The sequence below is a fragment of the Dechloromonas sp. TW-R-39-2 genome (assembly GCF_016864195.1).
In the GTDB taxonomy this organism is placed as follows: Bacteria; Pseudomonadota; Gammaproteobacteria; order Burkholderiales; family Rhodocyclaceae; genus Azonexus.
The window spans coordinates 3,132,501-3,156,793 of record NZ_CP045202.1; the positions used below are offsets into that span (position 1 = coordinate 3,132,501).

Consider the following 24,293-nt stretch of genomic DNA (forward strand, 5'->3'; position numbering starts at 1 on the left):
CCGGGTTTCCCCATTCGGATATCGGGGGATCAAAGCTTCATTGCCAGCTCCCCCCCGCTTTTCGCAGGCTTGCACGTCCTTCATCGCCTGTGATCGCCAAGGCATCCACCACATGCACTTAGTCGCTTGATCCTATAACCTTGTCCTCTCTCGCGAGAGCGGCTACAGGCAAATCTTTGTGCGACCGTTATCCCGACTAAGAAATAACGATCGATGCAATCACAACGTACTGCCAATGCCTCATCAGCATCAGCAATACAACCTTCTTCCAATTTGTTAAAGAGCGTGGCATTTCGTTTCCAAAAGCCAAAGATAAACACCCATGCTTATCTTTAGGTTTTGGTGGAGGATAACGGGATCGAACCGTTGACCCCCTGCTTGCAAAGCAGGTGCTCTCCCAGCTGAGCTAATCCCCGTGTTTAGACGTTGGTGGGTCTGGTTGGAATCGAACCAACGACCCCCGCCTTATCAAGACGGTGCTCTAACCGACTGAGCTACAGACCCTCGTCTGTTGCCACTACTGAACAACCGATAGGTTGTGGGTGCCAGAGATGCTTTCTCTAGAAAGGAGGTGATCCAGCCGCAGGTTCCCCTACGGCTACCTTGTTACGACTTCACCCCAGTCACGAACCCCGCCGTGGTAAGCGCCCCCCTTGCGGTTAGGCTACCTACTTCTGGCGGAACCCGCTCCCATGGTGTGACGGGCGGTGTGTACAAGACCCGGGAACGTATTCACCGCGACATGCTGATCCGCGATTACTAGCGATTCCGACTTCACGCAGGCGAGTTGCAGCCTACGATCCGGACTACGATCGGCTTTCTGGGATTGGCTCCACCTCGCGGCTTGGCAACCCTCTGTACCGACCATTGTATGACGTGTGAAGCCCTACCCATAAGGGCCATGAGGACTTGACGTCATCCCCACCTTCCTCCGGTTTGTCACCGGCAGTCTCGTTAAAGTGCCCAACTAAATGATGGCAATTAACGACAAGGGTTGCGCTCGTTGCGGGACTTAACCCAACATCTCACGACACGAGCTGACGACAGCCATGCAGCACCTGTGTTCCAGCTCCCTTTCGGGCACTCCCAAATCTCTTCGGGATTCTGAACATGTCAAGGGTAGGTAAGGTTTTTCGCGTTGCATCGAATTAATCCACATCATCCACCGCTTGTGCGGGTCCCCGTCAATTCCTTTGAGTTTTAACCTTGCGGCCGTACTCCCCAGGCGGTCAACTTCACGCGTTAGCTCCGGTACTAAATGGTTTTACCCACCCAACACCTAGTTGACATCGTTTAGGGCGTGGACTACCAGGGTATCTAATCCTGTTTGCTCCCCACGCTTTCGTGCATGAGCGTCAGTATCGACCCAGGGGGCTGCCTTCGCCATTGGTGTTCCTCCACATCTCTACGCATTTCACTGCTACACGTGGAATTCCACCCCCTCTGCCGTACTCTAGCCTTCCAGTCACAAGCGCAGTTCCCAGGTTGAGCCCGGGGATTTCACGCCTGTCTTAAAAAACCGCCTGCGCACGCTTTACGCCCAGTAATTCCGATTAACGCTCGCACCCTACGTATTACCGCGGCTGCTGGCACGTAGTTAGCCGGTGCTTCTTATTCCGGTACCATCATCCACACAGGGTATTAGCCCATGCGATTTTTTCCCGGCCGAAAGAGCTTTACAACCCGAAGGCCTTCTTCACTCACGCGGCATGGCTGGATCAGGGTTGCCCCCATTGTCCAAAATTCCCCACTGCTGCCTCCCGTAGGAGTCTGGACCGTGTCTCAGTTCCAGTGTGGCGGATCATCCTCTCAGACCCGCTACAGATCGTCGCCTTGGTGAGCCTTTACCTCACCAACTAGCTAATCTGATATCAGCCGCTCAATCAGCGCAAGGCCCGAAGGTCCCCTGCTTTCCTGCTCACAGAATATGCGGTATTAGCGTAACTTTCGCTACGTTATCCCCCACTGAAAGGTACGTTCCGATACATTACTCACCCGTTCGCCACTCGTCAGCGGAGCAAGCTCCCTGTTACCGTTCGACTTGCATGTGTAAGGCATGCCGCCAGCGTTCAATCTGAGCCAGGATCAAACTCTTCAGTTCAATCCAAAACACTCGCAATTCACTGACGGTAGAATTTTTACTTCTACCTCGATGGATCTCTCCATCCGTGTGATTGCCTTAATACTTTTTTGCGACTTGCGTCGCTTCGCATCAAGGCACCCACACCTATCGGTTGTTCAAATTTTTAAAGATCGCTACCGCGCCGTTTCTTTCGATTCGTCTGCAGCAGAGAAGCGAGATTATGAAGCACTTCCTACATCTCGTCAAGCACTTTCTCACTTCTTTTTTCCTACCAACTTCTTCTTCCCTTCCGCCGGAAACCCCGGCAGCAGCGAAGAGGGCGAATTATATACACACTAAAATCGCAGTCAAGCAGTTCGTCGATTTTTTTCCTATTCGAATCCAAACTCGAACCAAAAGCGCCGCCAGCCAAAAATGCCAAATAGGTATATTATGCCCATGGCAATTTTGCCGTTGTTCGATACAACCTGTAATGGAGAAATCAATGACACAAAATCAACGCGGGTTCACGCTTGTGGAAATAGCCATCGTCCTGATCATCATTGGACTACTACTGGGAGGCGCTCTGAAAGGGCAGGAGCTCATCACGCAGGCGCGCATCAAGAGCGTGGCGGCCGATTTCAGCAACATCACGGTTGCAATCTATGGCTACCAGGATCGCTACAGAAAGCTACCCGGCGACGATGACCTTGCTGACAGTCGCTGGACCAGCCCTCAGGCCGGAAAGGGCAACGGGAATGGCTCCCTTGACGATGGAAGTGTCGCGTCCATCCTGAATTGCGCTGCAGACACAGCCAAAGACTCCGAAAACTGCAAGCTTTGGCAACATCTTCGCCTCTCCGGATTCGTCGCCGGCGACCCCAGCAGCAAAATTGCGCCGCAAAATTCGGCAGGTGGCTTCTTGCAGGTACAGAACGGCGCCCTAGGCAACAACGGGCTGACCATTTGTTCCAGCGGCTTATCTGGAAAAATTGCCGGGGCAATTGACACCCTGCTCGACGATGGCAAACCTGGCACCGGTGCAGTTCGTGGGTCAGACAAAGCGACCGAGCTCAGTACAAAACTGGCAGACTCCGCCGTGTATAGCGAAGACAGTACTGCGGTCTACGTTGTTTGCAAGTCACTTTAATAAAGCGAATCCCGCCACGGCGGGTTTTACTTTTGCAGCAAGCGCTGCTCAGCGGCAGAAACAGCCTCGGGATCACCAAGAACAACGACGACATCCCCGACCTCCAAGCGCGTCTCGGGCGCCGGCTCGACTGCACGAATTCCCCGGCGACGAATTGCACTGACCTCGCAACCAAAACTTTCCATATCAAGCTGCGCCAATGTCTGCCCTATCCCTGCCGCGCCGGGTGCGAGCCATACAGAATGAAGCCGGGACTGATACTCATCATCCTCATCGCTGTCAGAGAGGCCATGGAAGAATCCGCGTAGCAATCGATAGCGCTGGGTTCTGGCCTGACGAATACGCTTCAGCACCCGATTGATTGGCACACCGACCAGCACAAGAGCATGCGAGGCCAACATCAGACTGGCCTCCAGCGTCTCGGGAACAACTTCTGCCGCCCCCGCCTTTGACAGCCGGGCAAGATCACGCTCATCCGACGTACGTACAACAACAGGCAGGTCGGGACGCAACTCCTGCACATGGTGCAAAATCTTTTCCGCCAGCGGCGTATCGTTGATCGTAATGATGACAACACTCGCGCGCATCAAACCAGCCGCCATCAGCGACTCTTTCCGCCCCGAATCACCAAACACAACACTCTCGCCGCCAGCCGATGCTTCCCTGACGCGATCGGGGTCTAAATCGAGCGCTATATAGTTGACACCCTCCTGCCCGAGAAAGCGGGCCAGGTATTGGCCGTTTCTGCCAAACCCACACAAGATCGCATGTTTCTCGGCCCCCATCGACTGAGCAGCAATTCGCGTCAGTTGCATCGAGCGCAATAACCACTCGCTGGCAACAAAGCGCATCACCAGCTTTTCACTGTATTGAACAATGAATGGAGCAACCAGCATCGACAAAACCAGAACAGTCAGCGCAATCTGCTCAACCGACTTGGGTAGATGCATGATTTCACCCAGCAGCACAAAGCCGAATTCACCGCCCGCACAAAGCCATAGCGCCGAGCGGATCGCGTTGCCTGGAGATGCACCAAGGCGCCAGGACAAAACCCCGACCATCAAACTCTTCACAATCAACAACGCGGCCAGCGCCAGGAGTATTTGCCACCAAAGACCGAGCAGAATACTCAAGTCGAGCTTGACGCCGATCGTGACAAAAAAGAGGCCCATCAGCACGTCGCGGAAAGACTTGATGTCCTCCTCCACCTGCAAGCGGAATTCAGTTTCCGAAATCAGCATCCCGGCGACAAAAGCGCCCAACGCGAGGGAAAGACCGGCCAGTTCTGTTACATAGGCCAGCCCCAGCGTAATCAACAAAACATTCAGCACAAACACTTCGGAAGACTTTGCCCTGGCCACAAAATGAAACCACTTGCGCATCAGTTGCTGGCCAAAGACCAGAATGACCGCCAAGACAACAATCGCCTTGAGTAATGCAACGCCCAGCATCATCGCCAGTTTTTCCGGCGGCTGGCTCAAAGAGGGAATCAGGACCAGCAAGGGAACGACGGCAAGATCCTGAAAGAGCAGAACCCCCATCACTTCACGCCCATGAGCTGAATCAAGCTGCATGCGCTCGGCCAGCAACTTGGTCAGCACTGCCGTTGACGACATCGCGAAGACGCCGCCCAGCGCGACACCGAGCTGCCAGCTCAAACCAAAGGAAATGACGATGCCGCCAATCAGCGCCACCGAGAGCAGAACCTGCAGCAGCCCCAAGCCAAACACAATGCGCTTCATGGCATAAAGCTTGGGCAGCGAGAACTCCAGGCCGATCGAGAACATCAGGAAGACGACACCGAACTCGGCAAGGTACTGCGCCCGCGTGACATCTTCCATCAAGTTCAGCGCATGCGGCCCGATCAGACTGCCGACAAGAAGATAACCAAGCACCGGCGGCAGGTTGAAACGGCGAAATATCACCACGGCGAGCACCGAAGCGCCTAATAGCAGAAGGACGAGGGAGAGTGCGCTCAAGGCCGTTTCACGAAGTCAGGTATACTTCGGCCATCATAACCGCAGGCAGCTCATGAACCCAAGCCAAAATCTCCCTCATTTTTCGTCGGAACGCGCTCTGGCTCTGGGTCGGCAAACCCTGAGCATTGAAGCTGCCGCGGTCGACGCATTAATTAATAGAATTAATGACGACTTTGCTCAAGCAGTCGAATTGATTCTGAACAGTCATGGCCGCGTCATTGTCAGCGGCATGGGCAAATCAGGGCATATTGCCCGCAAGATTGCAGCAACCATGGCCAGCACCGGCACCCCGGCTTACTTCGTACACCCGGCCGAGGCCAGCCACGGCGATCTTGGCATGATTACGCGAGACGATGTCCTGCTGGCCCTGTCCAACTCCGGCGAGTCGGAAGAATTGCTGCGTATCGTCCCCCAGATCAAGCGTCAGGGTGCAAAACTAATTTCAATGACGGGTGTAGCAACTTCGACGCTCGCCCGCGAGGCCGACATTCACCTTGATGCTGGCGTTGCCCAGGAAGCCTGTCCACACAACCTGGCACCAACCGCCAGCACGACAGCCGCGCTTGCACTGGGCGATGCGCTGGCCGTAGCGCTTCTCGATGCGCGTGGCTTCAGCCCGGACGACTTTGCCCGCTCCCACCCCGGCGGCTCTCTCGGGCGCCGTCTGCTGACGCATGTCCGCGATGTCATGCGTTCCGGCCAGCAAGTCCCCGCTGTCCCCCCCGAAACAAACATCACCGATGCAATCATTGCAATGTCCCGCGGCGGACTCGGCCTGGTAGCGATTACCGACGAGCAGCAAACCATTCTCGGCATTTTCACCGATGGCGATTTACGCCGAGCCTTTGAAAAGCGCATTGAATTACAGCAAGCGGCCATTTCGACCATCATGCACAGTTCCCCCAGAACCATAGGGCCGGACCGACTGGCTGTCGAAGCCGTCGAAATGATGGAGCGCCTGCGGATCAATGCACTGCTTGTCGCCGATACTGAAAATCGGTTGCAAGGCGCGCTCAATATGCATGACCTTTTTACTGCGAAAGTTATTTAATGGATGCCAACACCCGCGCCGCATCAATCCGGCTGATCGCTTTCGACATTGATGGCGTCATGACCGATGGCGGCCTGCACTACGACGACCATGGCGGAGAACTCAAAACATTCAACGTTCAGGATGGCCTGGGCATCAAGCTGCTGCAGCGCCTCGGCTTTCACGTGGCCATTGTGACCGGAAGAACCTCGGGCGTAGTGGCCTGCCGCGCGGCCGACTTGGGAATCGAACATGTCCATCAAGGCGTATCGAACAAAAAAGCCACGGTCGACAGCCTGCGACAGCAACTTTCGCTCGAATGGTCGGAATGTGCATTCATGGGTGACGACCTGATCGACCTCGCTGTCATGGCCCAATCGGGTCTGGCCATCGCCCCCGCCAATGCTCGCCCCATCGTCCAGCGCCACGCCCATGTCACTACCCGGGCCGCAGGTGGTCACGGCGCCGTACGTGAAGCCATCGAACTCATTCTTGCCGCGCAAGACAAACTCGATATCGCCTTCGCCCCCTATCTTCCATGAAACACTGGCCCAGCCAACTCTTCCCGATCATCCTGCTGGCCTTGCTGGCCGCGCTCAGTTTCTGGCTGCAGAAAACGGTCGACCAGGAAGAGCAGCGACATGACAGCAAGCTGCGCCACGACCCTGATGCGATTGCCGAAAACTTCATTGCACGCCGCTTCAACGAGGACGGACAAGTCAAATATCGCCTGACCGCCCCCTATCTGGTGCACTACCCGGACGATGACAGCTCCGAACTCAAATCACCAGTCTTGACCAGCTACCGCCCCGAGGCACCCCCGGTCACCGTCTCCAGCAAAAACGGCAAGGTCACCTCGAAGGGGGAAACCGTTTACCTGTGGGATGACGTCGTACTCACCCGGGCCGCCACACCCACCCGCCCGGAAATGATGGCACGCATGCCAGATCTGACCGCCAAGCCGGATGCCGGTACTGCCTTTACGAACAATGCCGTTGAAATCACCCAGGGCCAATCCTGGGTCAAGGGCATTGGTGCCAACCTTGACAACAATAATGCCACCCTCGTGCTGCAATCACAGGTAACCGGCCTTTATATCCGACCCAAGGCTTCGAAATGATCCTTCGCATCGCCACCCTCACCCTCTGCACCCTTGTCGCACCACACGCACTTGCCGAAAGAGCCGACCGCGACAAACCCATGCAACTGGAGGCCAACAGAATTTCGATCGATGACGCCAAAAAGATTCAGATTCTCGAAGGCGACGTCATCATCACCAAAGGTACGATGATTCTCAAAGCAGATCGCGTCGTCGTCACCGAAGATAAATATGGTTTCCAGAAAGGAACCGCCTTTTCGGGCAAGGACGGCCTCGCACGCTTCCGCCAAAAACGCGAGGGCAAGGAAGAGTACGTCGATGGAGAAGCCGAACGCATCGAATACGACACCAACAAGGAAGTTGCCGAACTGTTTCATCGCGCCTGGGTCAGGAGCGGTGAAGACCAGGTCAAGGGCGACTACATCTGGTACGACGCAGTCAGTGAAAAATACCTGGTGACGGCCGGCGAATCATCCAATCCGAAAGGCCCACCAGCCCGCGTTCGCGCCGTTATTCAACCGAAAAGCAAGGGCACCCAGCCTGAAACCAACACCAGCCGTGGCGACCGTCTTGAGCTGAAAGGCGCTGGCGGACTGCAAGCTGCGCCCATCCGGGAATGAGCGACAAAACCAGTAGTGGTGCAACGCAAAACAACACCTGAAATACAATTTAGAAAACCACTGCAACACATTGTTTACAAATCGAAAATACAAAATTTGTGCAGTGCACAAATCAAGGGTTGACATTGTAGTATTCACGCCTATAATTATAGACATGGTGCGGTGCAACATCGCTTTAACAAAGTGCGCTGCGACAGCTTTCTGACTGTTTTGCATGACCTTTAATTTTAGGAGATTCACTATGTTCAAGACCCCTGAGCAATTCGCTTCCGCCAACAAGGCAACCGTTGACTCCCTGCTGTCCCTGGCCAACACCGCCCTGGCATCTGCCGAGCGCATTGCTGCCCTGAACCTGAACACCGCCCGTTCGCTGGTCGAAGACTCCGTCTCCGGCGCCAAGGCCCTGATGGGTGCCAAGGACGTTCAGGAAGCCCTGTCGATCCAGGCTTCCCTGGCCCAGCCGAATGTCGAGAAGGCTGTTGCCTACTCCCGTTCCGTGTATGAAATCTCCGCTCAGACCCAGGAAGAAGTTTCCAAGATGGTCGAATCCCAGTTCGGCGATTTCCAGAAGACCGTTGCCGGCCTGCTGGATCAAGCTGCCAAGTCCGCTCCGGCTGGTTCTGACGTTGCCGTTGCTGCCGTCAAGAGCGCCATCGCTGCTGCCAACTCCGCTTTCGACAACATGAACAAGGCTGCCAAGCAAGTTGCTGAAATCGCTGAAGCCAATGTTGCTGCCGCTACCAACGCAACCGTCAAGGCTGTTGGCGCCTCCGCTGCTGCTTCCAAGAAGAAGTAATCAAGCTGTAAAAAGCCCCCGTGAGACCGGGGGCTTTGTTTCATCCATACCCACCAAAATAGACTGGAGAAGATGATGAGCAACCCGAATATCGAACAACTGACCGCCGCCCAAAAAGCCAACGCCGAAGTCATGATGGCCCTGCTGCGCACCGCCTTCAACGGCGTCGAGCGCCTGACCGCCCTGAACATGGCTGCTTCCCGCGAGTTTTTCAACAACACCGTGGCCAGCACCCAGCAATTGATGGCTGCCAAGGACGTGAACGAAATCGCCAAGCTCAACACCACCCTCGCCCAGCCTGGCGCAGAGAAGTGGATGGACTATTCGCGCAATGTGTATGAACTGGTTTCCGAAATGCAGAAGGAAGTGACTTCCGTCATGGAAGCCCAGTACAGCAGCTTCACCAAGAACGCCACCAGCGCTGTTGAAAAAGCCAAGACCTCCGCACCGGTCGGCGGCGATGTGTTTGCCGCCACGATGCAATCGATGCTCAATGCTTCGACCAAGGCTTTCGACAACATGACCGGTATGGCCAAGCAATTGTCCGATATCGCCGAAGCCAACCTGCAAGCCGCAGGCAAGACCGTCGTTGCCAAGCCGGCTGCCAAGGCTGTCAGCGCAACCACCGCCGCAGCCCGCAAGACCGCCGCCAAGTAATCCGGCGTCTCTGCTGCACAATGAAAAGCCCGCAATTTGCGGGCTTTTTCACGTCGACCGCAAGATTCGCCTACGGTCGCCAGACCCAATCAATCTTGCGCGCTTCGATTTCGCAACGAATTTCCTGCATGGCTTGATCGACCAACTGCGGCGCACCTTCAACACCCAGTTCAAGATGCTTGCGCTCCTTGCCGATCAAGGATGGCAGTGAAAACAGACGCAGCGTCGGGTAATCCTTGACGATACGCTCCATCAGGTCGAGCAGCGCACTTTCATAGGCATGCGGGCCGGTCAGCAAAAAAGCCTTTTCAACCTTGCTGTCGACGGGCTTGAACAGATCGGCGTAGAAGGTATCAAGCGCCCATTCGATCATTGGATGAGCCATTTGCGGAAAACCCGGTACGAAATAGTGGTCGTTGGCCATGAAGCCGGGAATCCGGTTGAACGGATTGGGCACGATTTGCACCCCCGCCGGGAAAGTCACCAGTTGCTTGCGCTGCTCGGTAATTTCTTCATTGGCAAAGCGCACCTTGATTTCCTCGAAGCCGACGGGATGCAGTTCCAGTCCGACACCCAGCGCAGCTGCAACCGCCTGACGCGTGTGATCATCCGGCGTATTACCGATGCCGCCACAGGAAAACACCACATCGCCCGCGGCCATCGTACGACGGAAGGTCGCAGCCAGACGCTGGCGATCGTCGCCCAGGTACTCGACCCAGCTCAAGCTCAGGCCACGCGCCCCCAGCATTTCAGCGATCCTGGCGAAATGCTTGTCCTGGCGTTTGCCGGACAGTATTTCATCGCCGACGATAACCGCACCAAAAGTACGACTCATATCCGTTCTCCAACGATAGTGACCAATGCCCCGGCGCGCGTCCGGCGCAGGGACTCCAAGCCATAATGGATGAATGACAGTGCGGCAAGCGCCGGCACCAGCAGGCCGACCACCGGTAAGTGAGCCAAAAGCGCCATGCTCAAGCCGAGCATGAACATCGGCCCCTTGCCTTGAGCCCGAAGGACATGCCACTCCGCATCCGTCGCATGCATCGACAAGGCATCATAGGCAAAGGTCCGGCGATTCAGCCAGGCCATCAGCAACATCGGGACGATCAGCGAAAACCCGGGCACCAGCCAGAGCGGCAAAGTCAGCAACCAGCCTCCGACGAACAAAATTGATGCCCAAACGCTGTTGACCGCAGCAGCGACAAAACTGTCACGCCCCATCGGCGCCACATCCTGATATTCGGTCTGCGCCAGGTGCTTGAGCATCAATGGCAGGATCAGGATGGCGGCAAGCAGCGAGGCCGTCAGGTAGGCGACGGCGAAAATCGCCATCCAGCCCCCCAGATAGGCCAGGATATGCGCCAGCCAGAGCAGCCCCCAGCCGACCAGGAAAGTCATCGGCGGGTAGGCCATCATCTGCTCGACCAGCGCCCCCAGCCCCCAGACGGCCAGGCCGATCGACAACACGAGCGAAAACAGGGCCGGCAGCAGCACATACGCCCAGATTTTCCCCTGGCGCAGGCTAGCCAGCGTACGCATCAAGGCGAGCATTACCTCAGCCATGCTGAATCCCCTCCCATTGTTTCTGCAGGCGCTTGGTCGACACCGGCACCGGCGTCCGCAATTCCTGGGCAAACAGGCTGATCCGCAACTCTTCCATCAACCAGCGGAACTGCTCGATCTGCGGATCGCTGGCGCCCTGCTTGGCGAGTTGCAGAAAACGCCGTTCGTAACTGGTCCACAACGGTGCGTATTCGGCCATCAAACGGACATCGCGTGCCGGATCGGCCTTCAGTTTGTCGAGCCGGACCTGAATTCCCTTGAGATAACGCGGATAGTGCTGCAGACGCTCAAACGGGGTCTCGATGATGAAGCGCTTGCCGAGCAGGCGTTTCGATTGCGCCTCGATATCCTGCGTCGCAGCAGCATGCGCCTTGAAAGCTGGGAGTTTTTTGCTGACGGCCTGCCATTCGGTGAGCACGGCACCAACCATGCGGCAGACTTCCTGCATGATCAGACCAAGACGTGCCTTGGCCTCGGCACAACGCGCTTTGAAGGCGGCGGCATCGGCTGGCAAGGGCTCGCTCAGGCAGGCGCGCTCGAAAGTCAGATCGACGATCTGACGCTTCAATTCCTCGGTCGTACCCAGTGCCATGTATTGCATGCCCATCTGGGTCAGGCCCGGCACGTTCTTGTCGAAATACTTCACCTGTTCGCGGAACTGCAGCATGAACAGGCGGAGCAGGCCGGCACGATGCGCCTCGGCGGCTTCCTCGGCCGAATCGAAAACTTTCAGGCTGACCGTCTCGCCATCATCGGTCAGGCCCGGATAGCCGAGTACGGTCTGGCCGGCGACCGGCACTTCCATCAACTCCGGCAATTCGCCGAAAGTCCAGTCGGTCAGCTTGGTGTATTCCGAAGGCGTCTCGTGCAGCTCGGCAAATTCCTGCTTCGCCTCACGCCCCCAGTCGGCCCGCAATTGGACCAGGCTGCGCCCCATGTCGAGTTGCCGGCCATGCTCGTCGAGCAGTTTGTAGTTCATCGAAAAATGCAGCGGCAAGGCATCCGGCCGGAAAGCATCCGGCGTCACCGCCCAGCCGCGTGCATTCAGGCCGCGTGCCGTCAGGATGTAATCGATCAACGGGGCGATCAGGCCCTGGTTCATCTTGCGATCGTCGTTTGCCACGGTCGACATGAATTCTTCGACAAATTCCGGCACCGGCACCAGCTTGGCGCGGATACGTTGCGGCAGCGTCTTGATCAACTGGACCAGTTTTTCCTTGAGCAAGCCGGGCACCAGCCACTCCATGCGCAGCACCGGGATCTGGTTGAGTTGCGCCAGAGGCAAAGCCAAAGTCACGCCATCCCGCGGCGAACCGGGCTCAAAATGGTAGGTGAGCGCATACTCCGCTCCACCGACCTTGAGGTGATGCGGGAAGGCTTCGGTGGTCACCCCGGCCGCCGAATGGCGCATCAGATCATCCTTGGCCAGGAACAGCAGCTTCGGATTGTCGCGCTCAGCTTCCTTGCGCCAATGATCGAAGGTGGCGCCGTTGTGGATACCTTCGGGCAGTAGGTGGTCGTAGAAAGCGTAGATCAACTCGTCATCGACCAGCACATCCTGACGCCGCTGCTTGTGTTCGAGATGCTCGATCTCGCGGATCAGCTTCTGGTTGTGCTGAAAGAACGGCCAGCGCCTGGCGAAGGCATCGTCGATTTCTTCGCCGACCAGGCCCTGGCGGATGAAGATCTCACGCCCTTCGGACGGCGCCATCGGACCGTAATGAACCCGTCGCTTGGGATTGATCACCACGCCATACAGCGTCGTGCGCTCCCAGGCCGAAACCTGCATCGACTTCTTTTCCCAGTGTGGATCGAAGTAGCTGCGCTTGATCAAGTGAGCGCCCACTCTCTCCAGCCAGTCGGGTTCTATTCGAGCGACACAGCGACCGAAGAGCTTGGTCGTTTCGGTGATCTCGGCCGCCATGATCCACTTGCCGGCCTTCTTCTGCAGTGGTGACGAGGGGTGAATCAGGTAGCGGATACCGCGCGCACCGAGGTAATAGCCGGACTCGTCCGACTTGCAGCCGAGGTTGCCGAGGAGGCCGGCAAGCAGCGCCTGGTGGATGGCCTCGAAGGTGCCGGGAATCTCGTTTTCCTTCCAGCCCAGTTCGCCGATCATGGCGTGCAACTGGCCGTGCACCTCGCGCCATTCACGCATCCGCAAGTAGGACAGGAAATGCGCGTGGCAATTGTCGATCAGCTGCTTGTTCGACTTCTTGTGCTCGACTGCATTCTGGAACCAGTTCCACAACTTCCACCAGCCGAGGAATTCCGACTTTTCGTCGGCGAACAACTTGTGCTTTTCATCCGCCGCCTGCTGGCGCTCCTGCGGCCGCTCGCGCGGGTCCTGCGCCGACAGGCCGGCGGCAATCACCATCACCTCCTTGAGGCAACCGAGATCGCGCGCCGCAACCAGCATGCGGCCGATGCGCGGATCGAGCGGCAAGCGGGCCAGCGCCTCGCCGACCTTGGTCAGGCGGTTTTCGTCATCCAGCGCGCCCAGTTCCTGGAGCAAGGCGTAGCCGTCGGCAATCGCCTTGGGCGGCGGCGGCTCGATGAAGGGAAAATTCTCAACCTCGGTCAGCTTCAGCGACTTCATCCGCAGGATGACGCCAGCCAGACTGGAACGCAGGATTTCCGGATCGGTGAACGGCGCACGGGCATTGAAATCGAGTTCGTCGTACAAGCGAATGCAGACGCCGGCCGAAACCCGGCCGCAACGCCCGGCCCGCTGGCGCGCCGCGGCCTGCGAAATACGCTCGATCTGCAACTGCTCGACCTTGTTGCGATACGAGTAACGCTTGACCCGGGCCAGACCGCTATCGACTACGTAGCGGATACCCGGCACGGTCAGCGAGGTTTCGGCGACATTGGTCGCCAGTACGATGCGCCGCGCCCCGGATGGCTTGAAAATGCGGTCCTGGTCGCCGGCCGAGAGACGCGAGAACAGCGGCAGGATTTCGGTATGCGGCGGGTGGCGCTTGCGCAGCGCCTCGGCCGCTTCGCGGATTTCACGCTCGCCGGGCAGGAAAACCAGCGTATCGCCGGGGCCGAGGCGGGCCAGTTCGTCGACCGCATCGGTAATCGCCTCGTAGAGATCGCGCTCGTCGTCTTCCTTTTCCAGATCGGAAATCGGCCGATAACGGATGTCGACCGGGAAAAGCCGTCCGGAAACCTCAATCACCGGTGCGCCGCTGAAATGCTGCGAAAACCGCTCGGCATCGATCGTCGCCGAGGTAATGATCACCTTCAGGTCGGGGCGCTTCGGCAGCAGTTGCTTGAGGTAGCCGAGCAGGAAATCGATGTTCAGGCTGCGCTCGTGCGCCTCGTCAATGATGATCGTGTCGTAGGCGCTGAGATAGGGATCGGACTGCGATTCGGCGAGCAGGATGCCGTCGGTCATCAGCTTGACCCAGGATTCCGCGGTCGACCGATCCTGGAAGCGGATCTTGACGCCAACACCGGCACCGACCTGGGTTTTTAATTCCTGCGCCAGACGCGTCGCGACCGAACGCGCCGCCAGCCGGCGCGGCTGGGTGTGGCCGATCAGGCCGGCTGCACCGCGCCCGAGCTCAAGACAAATTTTTGGCAACTGCGTCGTCTTGCCCGAACCGGTTTCACCGCAAACAATCACGACCTGATGCTTCTTGATCAGCTCGGCGATCTCGCTACGCCGCTCATTGACCGGCAGATCGGCCTGGAATTCGGGTTTGGGCAATGCCGCCTGGCGCTTGAGCAGGGTGGCACGGGACTTTTCGAGCAAGGCCGCAAAGTCCGCCTGCAGTTTTTCGCGTTTTTCACCCGTAGACCGCAGCATGTTGCGCTGCATGCCGCGCAGGCGGCCAAAATCAGATGTCAGACAGAGCAGGCGTTCGCCCGACTCCTGTCGTGTTTTTCCATGCTCGTTGTGTTTGGCCATTACCTGGAATGCGCTCACCGGCACATTCAATTCCTGCAAAAGTTAAGCCGCGAATTTTGCAGGAAAATTCCGGCTTAATCCATGTATTGAGCGGCTTCCTGGAAAAAGCTCAGCCGCGCTTTTTGCCGTAGGTCTTGAACACCCACTTGGCGTCACGCCCGGCACGCTCCAGCGTGCAGATTTTCGGATCATCGTCGTGCGGGGAAAAATACTCATCCTCCTGCGCCTGCATGACCATGCGTATGGCCGCTTCGTCGCTTATTTCATAGCGCTCGGTAATCTGGGTCGTAACTTCATCGAGGTGTTCCTCGTAGGTCATGGTGGCGCTCAAGCGAATATCCTTCGTCAATCAATCAAAACACCGGCCTTTGGCCGGCAAGGCAAGCAGAAGTTCAAGACCAGATGCGCGTGGCGCCAACGGTCAGCAGCCCCAGGTAGGTAGCGGTCAGCGAACCAGCCAGATGCAGGGAGGCCAGGCCGATCGCCCAGCCGGGCTGGCCCGCCAGCATGCGCTCGACGACTTCGGCGGAAAAGCTGGAGAAAGTCGTCAGGCCGCCGAGAAACCCGGTAATTGCAAACAGCTTGAGCGCAGGAGGCAGGCCAGAGTTGAGGTGGAACACGCCCACCGCGACGCCGATCAGATAACCGCCAATCAAATTGGCCGCCAGCGTGCCAAGCGGAACGGCAACAAAGATCGGATTCAGGCCCACGCCCAGCAGCCAGCGTGACCACGCCCCCAAGGCTGCGCCCAAACCTACCGCAAAAAATCCAGAACCTGTCATCGCGCCCCCTAAGTAGAGCCTTATTTTACCTGCGGATGACACCGCGCCTGCATCGCCAACACCTCGCTTTGCTCGGCTTGCTGCTATATTGAAGTCAAACATTCGGAGAAAATGTCTTGAACGAGGGTCTCGAAGCCGGTTTTCACAAGCCGCCTCCCATCATTCGCCTACTTCTGGCCGGCATGATTCTGGTCAGCCTGATCGTTACACTGACGATCTACGAAACCTATGCCCGGCGCGAGCGCGCCTTCCAGGACAGCGAGCGCAACCTGGGATTGCTGGCAACGGCGCTGGCCGAATACACCGAACGCACATTCCAGTCGATCGACGTGCTTTTGCACAATATCGAATCAGATCTTGCGCAAATCGACCTCAACACGCCGGCCGGTGTCGAAGAGGCAACACGCATGCTGCGCCGGCGCACCGCCGATTTCCCGGCCGTCAATTCGATCAATGTCGTCGGCGCCCGTGGTGAATTGCTCACCAGCTCATTTGCCATTCCCTCGCCGCCGCCGAATTACAGCGACCGTGAATACTTCATCGATGCGCGTGACGGCATCGGTGAAAACAGGGTTCGAATCGGTCGCCCGATTTTTGGCAAGAAAACAAAACGCTGGGCGATCGCCTTCACGCTGCGCCGTGAAAATCGCCGTGGTGAATTTCGCGGCGCTATTTATGTTGGCCTCGATGTCGAAAAACTCACCGACTATTACCGTAGCGCCATCCCCTTCGAAGGCGGCGCAGCGGCACTCTACCGGCTTGATGCGCGTTTGCTGGCACGCTATCCGCTGGTCCCGGATGCCTTTGCCAAGGATTATTCGGAAATCGATCTGTTCCGTCATCACCAGCCCCGCGCAGCCAACGGCTTTTACCGTGCGATCAGCTCGATTGACGGGGTACCGCGCAGCGTTGCCTATCGCACACTACCCACGCACGGGCTAGTGATCAATGTATCGGCCAATGAAGAAATCATCAGTGCGACCTGGCGACGCAGCCTCTGGCTTCCGGGCACGATAGGCGTCACCGGGCTGCTGATTGTCCTCGGCTTGCTGCTTGCCATCTTGCGCCAGCGACGCAGCCAGAGCGCCCTGCACGAGCGTATCGCCTGGCAAGCCAGCCACGATGCCAGCACCGGCTTGCCCAACCGCTTTCTTTTCGAAGACCGGCTGCACAAAGCGATGCAGGCTGCGGAGCGTAAAAAACAATCACTCGCCCTGCTGTTCATCGATCTGGACAATTTCAAGCGGATCAACGACTCGCTCGGCCATGCCACCGGCGATGAGGTTTTGCGTACGGCGGCCACCTGGTTGCGAACCTGCGTTCGTGAAAGCGACACCGTGTCACGCTTCGGCGGCGACGAGTTTGCCATCCTGCTCCCCGAGGTTGCCTCGGTTGAAGATGCAGGCGCCATTGCTGGCAAGATTCTCCAGCAATTCAACGAACCGATGCGCTTTGCCGAACGCGACATCCGCGTCACGAGCAGCATCGGCATCAGCCTTTTCCCGCAGGATGGCAGCGACCCGACCCAATTGATGGCCAGCGCAGATGCCGCCATGTACCGGGCCAAGGAAAACGGCCGCAACCTGGCCTGCATGTATGACCAGGACCTGGCGCGACATATCCGCGAACGCATGGAACTGGAGGACTGCCTGCAGCACGCGCTGGCCAACAATGAGTTCCAGCTCGCCTTTCAGCCGATCATGGACACCCGGAATCACCGGGTCTTTGCCGCCGAGGCCTTGTTGCGCTGGCACCAGCCCAGCCTCGGCCTGATCAGCCCGGAGCGTTTCATTTCCCTGGCCGAAAGTACCGGACAGATCGAGGCCATCGGTGAATGGGTGCTGCGCGAAGCCTGTCGGCAGGCTGCTCAATGGCCTGAAAACAACGGCCATGCGGTGGCGCTGGCCGTCAATCTGTCACCTCGGCAGCTAGCGCACGCCCACTTTGTCCGAACGGTGAAACAGATACTGGATGAAACCGGCATTCCGGCCAGCCGCATCGAACTTGAAATCACGGAAAACCTGCTGATCACGCCCAACACCACGGCCAGCGACAATCTGGCCGCCTTGCGCGAGATGGGGCTAGGTCTGGCGATCGATGACTTTGGCACTGGTTATTCCTCACTCTCCTACCTGTCCCGCCTGCCGGTCACCACGCTCAAGGTGGACCGCTCCTTCGTCGCTCGGCTGGAAAGCAGTCCACAAGATCTGGCCCTCACCAAAGCGATCATCATGCTGACCGAGGGATTGGGATTGAAAACCATCGGCGAAGGCGTCGAAAGCGAAACACAATCTGCTACGTTGCGGCAGCTTGGCTGCCATCTGCAACAAGGCTATCTGTTTGCCAGACCGCTTCCGGCCACACAATTTGCCGACTGGCTGAAAAACAGAGGCTAAGTCCAAGCCAGCCGAACGATGCGGCCGGCACAGGTTAAAATGCGCAGATTATTCTTCAGCACCACCCCGAGATGACTGCCCCCAACGACAAAGCTGCACCGGCTCCGGCCGCCAATTTCATCAAGAACATCGTCGAAGCCGACCTTGCTGCCGGCAAGCATGCCCAACGCCACTGGGCCGGGCAGCCCGGCACGGCCGCCGACCACGCCGCAGCGCCGCTCGATGCCGCCAAGCTGCGCACCCGCTTCCCGCCCGAGCCAAACGGCTACCTGCACTTCGGCCACGCCAAGTCCATCCTGCTCAATTTCGGCCTCGCTCAGCAATACGGCGGCCGCTGCCACCTGCGTTTCGACGACACCAACCCGGAGAAGGAAGACCAGGAATACGTCGATTCGATCATCGATGCCGTCAAATGGCTGGGCTGCTCGTGGGAAAAGGACGGCGAGACCAACCTCTACTACGCCTCCAATTATTTCGACTGGATGCTGCAATGCGCCGAGGCCTTGATCGCTGCCGGCCATGCCTACGTCGATAGCCAGAGTGCCGACGAAATGCGCGCCAACCGCGGCACGCTGACCCAGCCCGGCAAGAACTCGCCTTTCCGCGACCGCTCGGTGGCCGAGAACATCGATCTGTTCAAGCGCATGCAGGCCGGCGAATTCGCCGACGGCGCCCACATCCTGCGCGCCAAGATCGACATGGCCGCACCGAACATCAATCTGCGCGACCCGGCCATCTACCGCATCCGCCACGCGACGCACCACAACACCGGCGACAAGTACTGCGTTTATCCGATGTACACCTTCGCGCACCCGATTGAAGACGCGCTGGAAAACATCACCCACTCCATCTGCACGCTGGAATTCGAAGACCAGCGTCCGTTCTACGACTGGCTGCTTGGCCGTCTGGCTGAAGCCGGCCTGCTCCAGCGCCCGCTGCCGCAACAGATCGAGTTCTCGCGCCTGAACCTGACCTACGTCGTGCTCTCCAAGCGCAAGCTGATCCAACTGGTCGACGAAAAGCACGTCAACGGCTGGGATGACCCGCGCATGCCGACGCTGGTCGGCGCCCGTCGTCGCGGTTATTCGGCCGATGGTTTCCGCCTGTTCATGGAACGCGTCGGCGTCACCAAGAACGATTCGCTGATCGACTATGTCTTGTTCGAAGATGCCATGCGCGAGGTGATGAACGAGTCCGACCAGCGCCGCATCGCCGTGCTCGACCCGGTCAAGCTGATCATCGACAACTACCCTGAAGGCCAGGTCGAGGAGTGCCACGCACCGAATCACCCGCTGCATCCGGAACTCGGCCAGCGCTCGATTCCGTTCAGCCGTGAGCTGTGGATCGAAGGCGAGGATTTCATGGAAGTCCCGAGCAAGGGTTTCCGCCGCCTCTTCCCGGGCAATATGGCGCGCCTGCGCTACGGTTACGTCGTCGAATGCACCGGCTGCGACAAGGATGAAAATGGCAAAGTTGTCGCGGTGCACTGCACTTATTTGCCCGAAACCAAGTCCGGCACGCCGGGCGCCGATAGCGTCAAGGTCAAGGGCAATTTGCACTGGGTTTCGGTGGATCACGCCTACACCGCAGAAATCCGCCTCTACGAGCGCCTGTTCAAGGTGCCGGCGCCCGGCGCCCGACGCGAAGGCGATGCGCCGGAACTTGAGCGCAATTTCCTCGACGACATGAACACCGACTCGGCCCAGACCATCACCGCCCAGCTCGAATCCAGCCTGCGCGATGCTCGACCGGAAGAGCGCTTCCAGTTCGAACGGCACGGCTACTTCGTGGCCGACCGCGTCGACTCGAAGCCCGGTGCACCGGTCTTCAACCGGGCCGTGACGCTGAAGGATTCGTGGGGCAAGGCCGGGGCCTGACCCGGCTGATCGCAACCCGGCATGCCGCCCCGCGACGTCGCCCAACTCGGCCAGGTTTTCACCCCGGCCAATGTCGTCAGTTTCATGCTCGACCTGTGCACGAACACCGGTCGGGCACTGGAACCGTCGGCGGGTGACGGTGCTTTCTTCAATGCGCTGAAAGCACGGCAAGCCGATTGCGTCGGGATCGAGATCGACCGACGCGTCGCCCCGCAAGGCGCCCGCGTGCTCGATTTTTTCGATTTCCCGTTGAACGAGCAGTTCGACAGCATCATCGGCAACCCGCCCTACGTCCGTTTCCAGGATGTCGCGGTCGACACCCGGGAAAAGATGAAATCCGAGCTGTTCGATGGACGCAGCAATCTGTTCCTGTTCTTCATCGAAAAATGCATCCGCCACCTCAAACCGGGCGGCGAGCTGGTTTTCATCGTGCCGCGCGAGTTCATCAAGCTGACCGCCGCCAAGAGGCTCAACGCCTGGCTGTACGCCCAGGGCAGCATCACCCATTTTTACGAAACCGGCGATGTCCGCGTTTTTGGCGACCACACGCCGAATTGCGCCATTTTCCGTTTCGAAAAGGGCAATTTCAATCGGCGGATGGCCGATGGACGAACCTTCACCGAAGTCGACGGCCAGTTGATGTTCCTGCGCGACGACTATCGCGTGCGCTTCGCCGATGTCTTCATGGTCAAGGTCGGTGCCGTTTCCGGGGCTGATCACGTGTTTACACACAGTGCCGGCAACATGGAATTCGTCTGCTCGAAAACCGTCGAAACCGGTGAAACGCGACGCATGCTGTACGGCATCAAGCATCCGCATCTCGACAAACATAAAACCGAACTGCTCGCCCGCCGCGTCCGCAGTTTCGATGAAAGCAACTGGTGGCAGTGGGGCCGCGCCTTCCCGATCAGCGAGCAACCGCGCATCTACGTCAATGGCCGGACGCGCAAGCCGGAACCGTTTTTCCTGCACGACTGCGACAGCTACGATGGCTCCATCCTGGCCCTGTTCCCGAAAAATCCTCGCATCGCCCGGCGCGACCTGATCGAATGCACGATGATGCTGAACAAGGAAGTGGACTGGCAGGAACTCGGTTTCGTCTGCGACGGTCGATTCATCTTCACCCAGCGCAGCCTGCAAACCTGCCTGCTGCCCGACAAGTTTTCCCGTTATTTACCGTCTGAAGCGAAAAAGGACGCCGCATGACCTTCACCCAAATGCTCGCCGCCGCCTGGCAAAAGAACAACTCCCTGCTCTGTGTCGGTCTCGACCCGGACCCGGCCAAATTTCCCGCCCATCTGAAAGGGCGTGACGATGCGATCTTCGAATTTTGCGCCGCCATCGTTGATGCAACGGCTGATCTCGTCTGCGCCTTCAAGCCGCAAATTGCCTATTTCGCGGCCCGCCGCGCCGAAGACCAGCTCGAAGCACTGATCGCCCACATTCACGAAAAGCATCCGGGCATCCCGGTGATTCTCGACGCCAAGCGCGGCGACATCGGCTCGACCGCAGAGCAATACGCCGTCGAAGCCTTCGAACGCTTCAAGGCCGATGCCGTCACGGTCAACCCCTATATGGGGCGCGATTCGGTCGATCCCTACCTGGCTTACCCTGACAAGGGCGTCATCCTGCTCTGCCGGACGTCGAACGCCGGCGGTTCCGACCTCCAGTTCCTCGACGTCGGCGGTGAAAAGCTCTACGAGCGCGTCGCCCGCCTGTCGGCCGAAACCTGGAACACGAGCGGCCAGACCAGCCTCGTCGTCGGTGCCACTTTCCCGGCCGAAATTGCCCGTGTCCGTGAAATCGTCGGTGACATGCCGCTGCTCGTCCCCGGCATCGGCGCTCAGGGCGGCGATATCGAAGCAACGGTCAAGGCCGGCCGCACAGCCAATGGGACCGGCTTGATGATCAATTCGTCACGCGCCATCCTCTACGCCGGCAAAGACGAGCACTTCGCCGCAGCCGCCCGCCAGGTGGCGGCAGAAACCCGCGACGCGATCAACCGCTTCCGTTAAACGGTCAAGATCATGGAATTCGACCTGAGCCAGACACCGCCCATGCCGGCCTTTTACCTGCTGGCCAGCAATGCCATCCAGCCACGGCCGATTGCCTGGGTCAGTACGCAAGGCACCGACGGCATCAGCAACCTGGCACCGTTTTCCTTCTTCACCATTGCCTGCGTCGCGCCGCCGGTACTCAGCCTGACCATCACCTGGCGGCGTTCGAGTACCGGGCTGTCGCCGGAAAAAGACACCCTGCGCAATCTGCGCGAAACCGGCGAATGCGTCATCAATATCGTGACCGAACCACTCGCCGGGGTAATGAACCAGAGTTGCGGCGACTATCCGCCGGAGATCAGCGAAATCTCGGCGCTCGGCATCGCCACGGTCCCGAGCACGCAAGTGACGCCCCCCGGCGTTGCTGCTTCGCCGGTACGTTTCGAATGCCGCCTGCGTCAGTTGATCCCGCTCGGTGACGGCCCCGGTAGCAGCCATGTTGTATTGCTCGACGTCATCCACGTGCACGCCGACGATGCGGTGCTAAGCAAGGACATGATCGATCCCGACAAGCTGGCATCGATCGGCAAGCTGGGCGGCGACGGCTACACCAGCACCGAGACCCGTTTTTCCCTGCCCCGGCCGATCATCGGCCAATAACCCAGCGAGGAGAGCAACATGCGCATGGATGATTACCGCGACAGTGACAATGTCGAAGATCGCCGCGATGGTGGCGGAGGCATTGGGCGTGGTGGCGTCGGGATCGGCGGCATCGTGCTGGCCCTGGTGGTCAGCTATTTCACCGGGATCAATCCGCTGACGCTGCTCGGCGTGATGGAACAAACGCCACTCGCCCAGCACAGCGCACCAGCGGCCCACAAACCGCCGGCCAACGATGAAAGCGCCCGCTTCGTTTCCCGCGTACTCGCTTCGACCGAAGACGTGTGGACCGACAGTTTCCGGCAGAACGGTCGCCAGTACGAGGCGCCGAAACTGGTTCTCTTCTCCGGCTCGACGCCCACCGCCTGCGGCACCGGCCAGTCCGCCATGGGCCCGTTCTACTGCCCGGGCGACCGCAAGGTGTACATCGATCTGGCTTTCTATCGCGAGCTGAAGGATCGCTTCCACGCCCCCGGCGAATTTGCCCAGGCCTACGTCATTGCTCACGAAGTCGGCCATCACGTGCAAAACCTGCTCGGCATTGCCGACAAAGTGCATCAGGCGCAGCAACGCACCGGCAAGGCGGAAGCCAATGCCCTCTCGGTGCGCATGGAACTGCAGGCCGATTGTCTGGCCGGCGTCTGGGGCAAACGAACTGACACGATGAAAAAAGTGCTCGAACCGGGCGATCTCGAAGCCGCCCTGAATGCAGCCTCGGCAATTGGCGACGACCGGCTGCAACAGCAAGCCCAGGGCCGCATCGTCCCGGAGAGCTTCACACACGGCAGTTCGGCCCAGCGCGTCCGCTGGTTCAAGGCCGGCTTTGAAAGCGGCGACATGAACCAGTGCAACACCTTCAAGGCGGCACAACTCTGAACCGCCACCGCCAACACCTGAGCAGTGTGCTGCTGCTCGCCTGGGCCGGCAGCAGCCTTGCGCTGCCGCAGCACGCGCCAGTCCCCGGCGGCGTTGCCGTCGTCGATCTGGGTAACGCCGTACAAGCCCCCGAGGCGCGCTGGGGTGAACAACCGCTCGCCGTGCTGCGCGACAACGGACGCTGGTTTGCGTTGCTCGGCATCCCGCTCGACACGCTACCTGGCGAACTGGAAATCAGCATCACCAACGGCGCAAGCATCAGCCGACGCAGCATTGCCATCGGCCTGAAAAATTACCCGGAACAGCGCCTGACGATCAAGGACAAACGCAAGGTCGAACCCGCTGCGGAAGATGTCATCCGGATCGAGCGGGAAAAGAAAATCAGCGAAGAGGTCAAGCGTCGCTTCAGCCAGGAAACGCCACAGACCGATTTCACGCTGCCCGCCAGCGGCCCGCTTTCCTCCCGCTTCGGCCTGCGCCGTTTTTTCAACGGCCTGCCACGCAACCCGCACGCCGGGCTCGATGTTGCTGTTGGCACTGGCGCCCCGATCAAGGCACCGGCCGATGGCACCGTGGCCAATACCGGCGATTATTTTTTCAACGGCAATACGGTTTTCCTCGACCACGGCCAAGGTTTGATCAGCGCCTACATGCATCTGTCACGGCTTGATGTCCGTCCCGGTCAACGTGTCAAAAAGGGTGAAATACTCGGCGCGGCGGGGGCCACCGGTCGCGTTACCGGACCCCACTTGCACTGGGCCGTGATCCTCAACAACACGCCGGTCGATCCGGAACTCTTTCTCAATCGGCCATAAAGCCGATTCGGT

20 protein-coding genes, 1 tRNA gene and 2 rRNA genes (1 of these 23 only partly in view) are annotated in these 24,293 nt (G+C 58.7%); 14 read left to right on the forward strand and 9 right to left on the reverse strand.

The genetic code is table 11. The annotated features are described in order from the left end of the window. From GBK02_RS15175 to GBK02_RS15185, 3 genes are all read right to left on the reverse strand, one after another. Window positions 1–132, reverse strand: a 23S ribosomal RNA gene (locus GBK02_RS15175) (it extends 2,748 nt beyond the left edge of the window). Window positions 133–427: 295 nt separating this feature from the next. Beyond that, window positions 428–504: transfer RNA gene (locus GBK02_RS15180), tRNA-Ile, on the reverse strand. A gap of 60 nt (window positions 505–564) precedes the next feature. Then, window positions 565–2,101: ribosomal RNA gene (locus GBK02_RS15185) — 16S ribosomal RNA — on the reverse strand. Together the 16S and 23S rRNA genes with 1 tRNA gene alongside form the textbook arrangement of a ribosomal RNA operon. Window positions 2,102–2,567: 466 nt before the next feature. Between GBK02_RS15185 and GBK02_RS15190 the strand changes: the two genes are divergently transcribed. Further along, complete coding sequence (locus GBK02_RS15190; RefSeq protein ID WP_203467446.1) at window positions 2,568–3,212, forward strand: prepilin-type N-terminal cleavage/methylation domain-containing protein; 645 nt, start codon at window positions 2,568–2,570, stop codon at window positions 3,210–3,212. 26 nt (window positions 3,213–3,238) lie between these two features. Here the strand turns inward: GBK02_RS15190 and GBK02_RS15195 are convergent, their stop codons facing one another. Further along, window positions 3,239–5,191, reverse strand: coding sequence for a monovalent cation:proton antiporter-2 (CPA2) family protein (locus GBK02_RS15195; RefSeq protein ID WP_203467447.1), 1,953 nt, complete (start codon window positions 5,189–5,191; stop codon window positions 3,239–3,241). A gap of 52 nt (window positions 5,192–5,243) precedes the next feature. On the opposite strand from GBK02_RS15195, the gene GBK02_RS15200 reads away from it, so the two are divergent. The 6 genes from GBK02_RS15200 (at window position 5,244) to GBK02_RS15225 (ending at window position 9,393) form a co-directional block, all read left to right on the forward strand. Then, window positions 5,244–6,242, forward strand: coding sequence for an SIS domain-containing protein (locus GBK02_RS15200; protein ID WP_203467448.1), 999 nt, complete (start codon window positions 5,244–5,246; stop codon window positions 6,240–6,242). Continuing rightward, window positions 6,242–6,763, forward strand: coding sequence for an HAD family hydrolase (locus GBK02_RS15205; RefSeq protein ID WP_203467449.1), 522 nt, complete (start codon window positions 6,242–6,244; stop codon window positions 6,761–6,763). The genes GBK02_RS15200 and GBK02_RS15205 overlap by 1 nt, the downstream gene beginning before the upstream one ends. Then, window positions 6,760–7,341, forward strand: a complete 582-nt coding sequence (gene lptC, locus GBK02_RS15210) for an LPS export ABC transporter periplasmic protein LptC (RefSeq protein WP_203467450.1) — start codon at window positions 6,760–6,762, stop codon at window positions 7,339–7,341. The genes GBK02_RS15205 and lptC overlap by 4 nt, the downstream gene beginning before the upstream one ends. Then, on the forward strand, window positions 7,338–7,940 hold the full coding sequence (gene lptA / locus GBK02_RS15215; protein ID WP_203467451.1) for a lipopolysaccharide transport periplasmic protein LptA: 603 nt from the start codon (window positions 7,338–7,340) through the stop codon (window positions 7,938–7,940). Before lptC ends, lptA begins: the two co-directional genes overlap by 4 nt. Before the next feature lie 241 nt (window positions 7,941–8,181). Next, a complete protein-coding gene (locus GBK02_RS15220) occupies window positions 8,182–8,736 on the forward strand; it encodes a phasin family protein (protein WP_203467452.1) in 555 nt (184 codons plus the stop codon). Window positions 8,737–8,811: 75 nt separating this feature from the next. Continuing rightward, on the forward strand, window positions 8,812–9,393 hold the full coding sequence (locus GBK02_RS15225; protein WP_203467453.1) for a phasin family protein: 582 nt from the start codon (window positions 8,812–8,814) through the stop codon (window positions 9,391–9,393). Window positions 9,394–9,463: 70 nt separating this feature from the next. Here the strand turns inward: GBK02_RS15225 and GBK02_RS15230 are convergent, their stop codons facing one another. The 5 genes from GBK02_RS15230 to crcB form a co-directional block, all read right to left on the reverse strand. Beyond that, window positions 9,464–10,228, reverse strand: coding sequence for a molybdopterin-binding protein (locus GBK02_RS15230; RefSeq protein WP_203467454.1), 765 nt, complete (start codon window positions 10,226–10,228; stop codon window positions 9,464–9,466). Continuing rightward, entirely contained in the window at window positions 10,225–10,959 is a 735-nt protein-coding gene (locus GBK02_RS15235) for an EI24 domain-containing protein (protein ID WP_203467455.1), read from the reverse strand. Before GBK02_RS15235 ends, GBK02_RS15230 begins: the two co-directional genes overlap by 4 nt. Continuing rightward, window positions 10,952–14,878, reverse strand: a complete 3,927-nt coding sequence (hrpA, locus tag GBK02_RS15240; RefSeq protein WP_239003063.1) for an ATP-dependent RNA helicase HrpA — start codon at window positions 14,876–14,878, stop codon at window positions 10,952–10,954. The genes GBK02_RS15235 and hrpA overlap by 8 nt, the downstream gene beginning before the upstream one ends. A 109-nt stretch (window positions 14,879–14,987) precedes the next feature. Continuing rightward, window positions 14,988–15,197 (reverse strand): hypothetical protein, encoded by a 210-nt coding sequence (locus tag GBK02_RS15245; RefSeq protein WP_203469434.1) that lies wholly within the window; start codon window positions 15,195–15,197, stop codon window positions 14,988–14,990. Window positions 15,198–15,270: 73 nt separating this feature from the next. Further along, entirely contained in the window at window positions 15,271–15,660 is a 390-nt protein-coding gene (gene crcB / locus GBK02_RS15250) for a fluoride efflux transporter CrcB (protein WP_203467456.1), read from the reverse strand. A 116-nt stretch (window positions 15,661–15,776) separates the two neighbouring features. Here crcB and GBK02_RS15255 point away from each other — a divergent pair, with 116 nt between their 5' ends. From GBK02_RS15255 to GBK02_RS15285, 7 genes are all read left to right on the forward strand, one after another. Then, window positions 15,777–18,056: an EAL domain-containing protein gene (locus tag GBK02_RS15255; RefSeq protein ID WP_203467457.1), complete on the forward strand. Its 2,280-nt coding sequence runs from the start codon at window positions 15,777–15,779 to the stop codon at window positions 18,054–18,056. 71 nt (window positions 18,057–18,127) lie between these two features. Continuing rightward, window positions 18,128–19,933, forward strand: a complete 1,806-nt coding sequence (locus GBK02_RS15260) for a glutamine--tRNA ligase/YqeY domain fusion protein (protein WP_203467458.1) — start codon at window positions 18,128–18,130, stop codon at window positions 19,931–19,933. 21 nt (window positions 19,934–19,954) lie between these two features. After that, on the forward strand, window positions 19,955–21,139 hold the full coding sequence (locus GBK02_RS15265; RefSeq protein WP_203467459.1) for a class I SAM-dependent methyltransferase: 1,185 nt from the start codon (window positions 19,955–19,957) through the stop codon (window positions 21,137–21,139). After that, on the forward strand, window positions 21,136–21,948 hold the full coding sequence (gene pyrF / locus GBK02_RS15270) for an orotidine-5'-phosphate decarboxylase (protein WP_203467460.1): 813 nt from the start codon (window positions 21,136–21,138) through the stop codon (window positions 21,946–21,948). The genes GBK02_RS15265 and pyrF overlap by 4 nt, the downstream gene beginning before the upstream one ends. Window positions 21,949–21,960: 12 nt before the next feature. Beyond that, the gene (locus GBK02_RS15275; protein ID WP_203467461.1) at window positions 21,961–22,590 is read left to right on the forward strand and encodes a flavin reductase family protein; all 630 of its coding nucleotides are present in this window, start codon (window positions 21,961–21,963) and stop codon (window positions 22,588–22,590) included. 18 nt (window positions 22,591–22,608) lie between these two features. Next, complete coding sequence (locus tag GBK02_RS15280) at window positions 22,609–23,466, forward strand: neutral zinc metallopeptidase (protein WP_203467462.1); 858 nt, start codon at window positions 22,609–22,611, stop codon at window positions 23,464–23,466. After that, window positions 23,436–24,281: a peptidoglycan DD-metalloendopeptidase family protein gene (locus GBK02_RS15285; protein ID WP_239003065.1), complete on the forward strand. Its 846-nt coding sequence runs from the start codon at window positions 23,436–23,438 to the stop codon at window positions 24,279–24,281. Before GBK02_RS15280 ends, GBK02_RS15285 begins: the two co-directional genes overlap by 31 nt. The last annotated feature ends 12 nt before the right edge of the window (window positions 24,282–24,293 follow it).